The sequence below is a fragment of the Methyloceanibacter sp. genome, assembly GCF_050728395.1.
Lineage (GTDB): Bacteria > Pseudomonadota > Alphaproteobacteria > Rhizobiales > Methyloligellaceae > Methyloceanibacter.
Genome location: NZ_JBOHJB010000166.1, coordinates 1 through 3412, shown reverse-complemented (window position 1 = coordinate 3412; position 3412 = coordinate 1). Strand labels below are relative to the sequence as shown.

The 3412-nt window shown below is 61.2% G+C and carries 3 protein-coding genes and 1 tRNA gene; all 4 read right to left on the bottom strand.

What is annotated here, in order from left to right; genetic code table 11:
- Positions 1-543: ClpX C4-type zinc finger protein (locus ACREC7_RS16125; RefSeq protein WP_431556707.1), on the bottom strand; the 543-nt coding region annotated here is incomplete at its 3' end.
- 286 nt (positions 544-829) lie between these two features.
- On the bottom strand, positions 830-1480 hold the full coding sequence (gene clpP, locus ACREC7_RS16120) for an ATP-dependent Clp endopeptidase proteolytic subunit ClpP (RefSeq protein WP_431556706.1): 651 nt from the start codon (positions 1478-1480) through the stop codon (positions 830-832).
- A 141-nt stretch (positions 1481-1621) separates the two neighbouring features.
- On the bottom strand, positions 1622-3082 hold the full coding sequence (tig, locus tag ACREC7_RS16115) for a trigger factor (protein ID WP_431556705.1): 1461 nt from the start codon (positions 3080-3082) through the stop codon (positions 1622-1624).
- 24 nt (positions 3083-3106) lie between these two features.
- Positions 3107-3191 (bottom strand) — tRNA-Leu (locus tag ACREC7_RS16110).
- Positions 3192-3412 lie beyond the last annotated feature (221 nt).

Here is a 3412-nt window from a genome sequence, read left to right as displayed (position 1 = left end):
ATAGACGATGCCCCGCTGCGCCCGCTCGACATTGTAATCGGCGGCCTGGAGCAGCTTGAGGATGATGTTCTCCACGTCCTCGCCGACATAGCCGGCCTCGGTGAGCGTGGTGGCGTCGGCCATGGTAAAGGGCACGTCGAGGATGCGCGCGAGCGTCTGGGCGAGCAGCGTCTTACCGCAGCCGGTCGGGCCGATCAGCAGGATGTTCGACTTGGCGAGCTCGACGTCGGAGTTCTTGCTCGAGTGATTGAGCCGCTTATAGTGGTTGTGCACTGCAACCGAGAGCACACGCTTGGCGTAGTCCTGGCCGATCACATAGTCGTCGAGAACGGCGCAGATCTCCATCGGCGTGGGCACGCCGTCGCGCGACTTGACCAGGCTCGACTTGTTCTCCTCGCGGATGATGTCCATGCAGAGTTCGACGCATTCATCGCAGATGAATACGGTCGGGCCGGCGATGAGCTTGCGGACCTCGTGTTGGCTCTTGCCGCAAAAGGAGCAATAAAGGGTGTTTTTCGAATCGCTTCCGCTCACCTTGCTCATCTGTCTTTCCAATATCCTCTGACCGAAAAATCGTGGCGAATCAGGCCACAACGCTCGGCTCTTCGCACGTTTTGCAAGTGAGGGTCATCCTCCTGGAGACGCGGCCGAAGGACAATCTCAGCATGCTAGGGTGCCACTGATCAAGGATTGATTAATCCGTGTTGAATCAGGGCAGTGGTTCAAGTGCCGGCGAACAGCGTTGCACGGCTTAGCCCGCGCGCGCCATGACCCTTGTGGCTTAGACCCAACGGAACCCAAAGCGATCGGCGGCCGACCGCGTGAGCTCTTAGGATACCGGCGCCAGGCGCTCAACCTTCTCGTCGACCGGATGGCGCTTGGTAATGACCTCGTCGACGATGCCGAAGGCGCGGGCGTCTTCCGCCGACATGAAATAGTCGCGGTCGAGCGTCCGTTCAATCGTCTCATACTCCTTGCCGGTATGCCGCACATATACCTCGTTGAGCCGCCGCTTCATCTTGATGATGTCTTCGGCGTGGCGCTCGATGTCGCTCGCTTGGCCCTGGAAGCCGCCCGAGGGCTGATGCAGCATGATGCGGGAGTTGGGCAGCGAGTAGCGCATGCCTTTCTCGCCGGCGGCAAGCAACAGCGAAGCCATGGAGGCAGCCTGTCCGATGCACAGCGTGGCGACCGACGGGCGAATGAACTGCATGGTGTCGTAGATCGCCATGCCGGACGTCACCACGCCGCCCGGCGAATTGATGTACATGGATATCTCTTTTTTCGGGTTCTCCGCCTCGAGGAACAGAAGCTGGGCCGTGACCAGCGAGGCCAGATGATCCTCGATCGGGCCGGTGACGAAGACGATGCGCTCTTTCAGCAGGCGCGAATAGATGTCATAGGCCCGCTCGCCGCGGTTGGTCTGTTCGACCACCATGGGAACGAGGGTATTCATGTAGATATTGGCTGGGTCGCTCATTGTTGTCTCTAGGGGTTTGGCGGGATGGAGGCCTCTCTGGCCTAGCGGACCTCCGTCAGCGCTCGCGCTACTACATATGGAGCCGGTGGCGCAAGTGAAAGGGGGGCCGAGCCCCCGGCACAACGGCTTCCGGGACAATCGTCATTTCTTCTTTCGCTTCTTCTTGCCGTGATCGTGATCGTGGTCATGATGGTGGTCGTGGTCATGATCGTGGTGGTGGTCATGATCGTGCTCGTGCTCGTGCTCATGATGATGACCGCCGGCGTCGTCAGGATCGGCGTAGAGCTCTTCGACGCTGACCGGCTTCTCCGTCACATTGGCAAGCTCGGTGATGAAATCGACCACCTTGTCCTCGAATAGAGGCGCCCTGATCTCGGCCAGAGCCTGAGGATTGTTGCGGTAGAAGTCGTAGACCTTCCGCTCCTGGCCCGGGAACTGCTTGACCCGCTCGAGAAGCGCGCGGTTCACCTCGTCGTCGGAGACCTCGATCTTGTTGCGGGCGCCAACCTCCGACAGGATCAGGCCAAGCCGCACGCGCCGCGCGGCAATGTCGCGATATTCGGCTTTCGCCTGGTCTTCGGTGGTGCCCTCGTCCTCGAAGGTTCGTTTGGTCTGCTCGAGATCGCTCGTCACCTGCCGCCAGATGGCCTGGAACTCATTGTCGACCAACGTCGGAGGCAGCTCGAAGTCGTAGGCCGAGTTGAGCTTGTCGAGCAGCGCCCGCTTCAGCTTCAACCGTGATGCGGCCATGCGGTCCTGGTCGAGACGCTGCTTGACCATCTCACGCAGCTTCTCAACCGACTCCAAGCCAAGCGCCTTGGCGAAATCGTCGTCGATGGTCGGCGCCTCCGGGCTCGCCACCTCTTTGACCGTCACAGCGAAGCTGGCAGCCTTTCCGGCGAGCCTCGCTTCCGGATAGTCGTCAGGGAAGGTCGCCTCGACGGCGCGCTGTTCGCCGGTCTTGGCGCCGGCGAGGCCTTCCTCGAAGCCAGGAATGAAGTTGCGGCCGCCGAGCACAATCTGCGCATCCTCGGCGCTGCCGCCCTTGAATTCCTCGCCGTCGATCGAGCCCTTGAAGTCGATGATCAGCCTGTCGCCTTCCGCGGCCGGACCGTCTTTCGCCTTATAGAGCGGATTGGCGTTGCTCAAGCGTTCGAGCGCCTTGTCGATGTCGGCGGAGGAAACGTCGGCAATCGGCTTCTCCACCTCGATCTTGCCGAAGTCCATGGTGTCGAACTTGGGCAGCACCTCGAAGGACATGGTGTAGGCGAGGTCGGCAGTCCCCGAGAAGATCTTGTCGATCTCCTTCTCGTCCTCCGGCAGCAAGATGTTGGGTTGGAAGGCAGGACGCTCCTGCCGCTGCGAGATGGCTTCGCGGCTCGTCTCGGCGACGGCCTGCTGCACCACTTCGGCCATCACCGAGCGCCCGTACACTTTGCGCAAATGCGCCTTCGGCACATGACCGGGCCGGAAGCCCTTGATCCTCACCCTGCCGCTGAGATCGTCGAGGCGCGCCGACAGGCGCCGCTCGAGCTCATCCGCGCCAACCACCACCTTCAACTCGCGGCGGAGGCCCTCTGTGGTCACTTCGGTAATGTCCATCTATGCCCTAGTCCGTTCTCTTGTTGGTGCGGGCGGAGGGACTCGAACCCCCATGGCCGAAGCCACCAGAACCTAAATCTGGCGTGTCTACCAATTCCACCACGCCCGCAGAACGCCCGTGTTTTGCCGGGGGGGTCTATAACACAGCTCTCGCTACAGGGAAGAAGTCACGGAGAGTTGGTCGGACGCCTATCGCGCCCGAAGCCTCTGTTCGGCTATGATGGGTCTCCGCCGATGGACGGTTTCGTTGTAACGGAGAGCCGCCATGCATGCTCCGAAAGGGCGTTTGCGCCTATTTGCCGTTCTGTTCCTTGTTGGCCTCCCCATCGC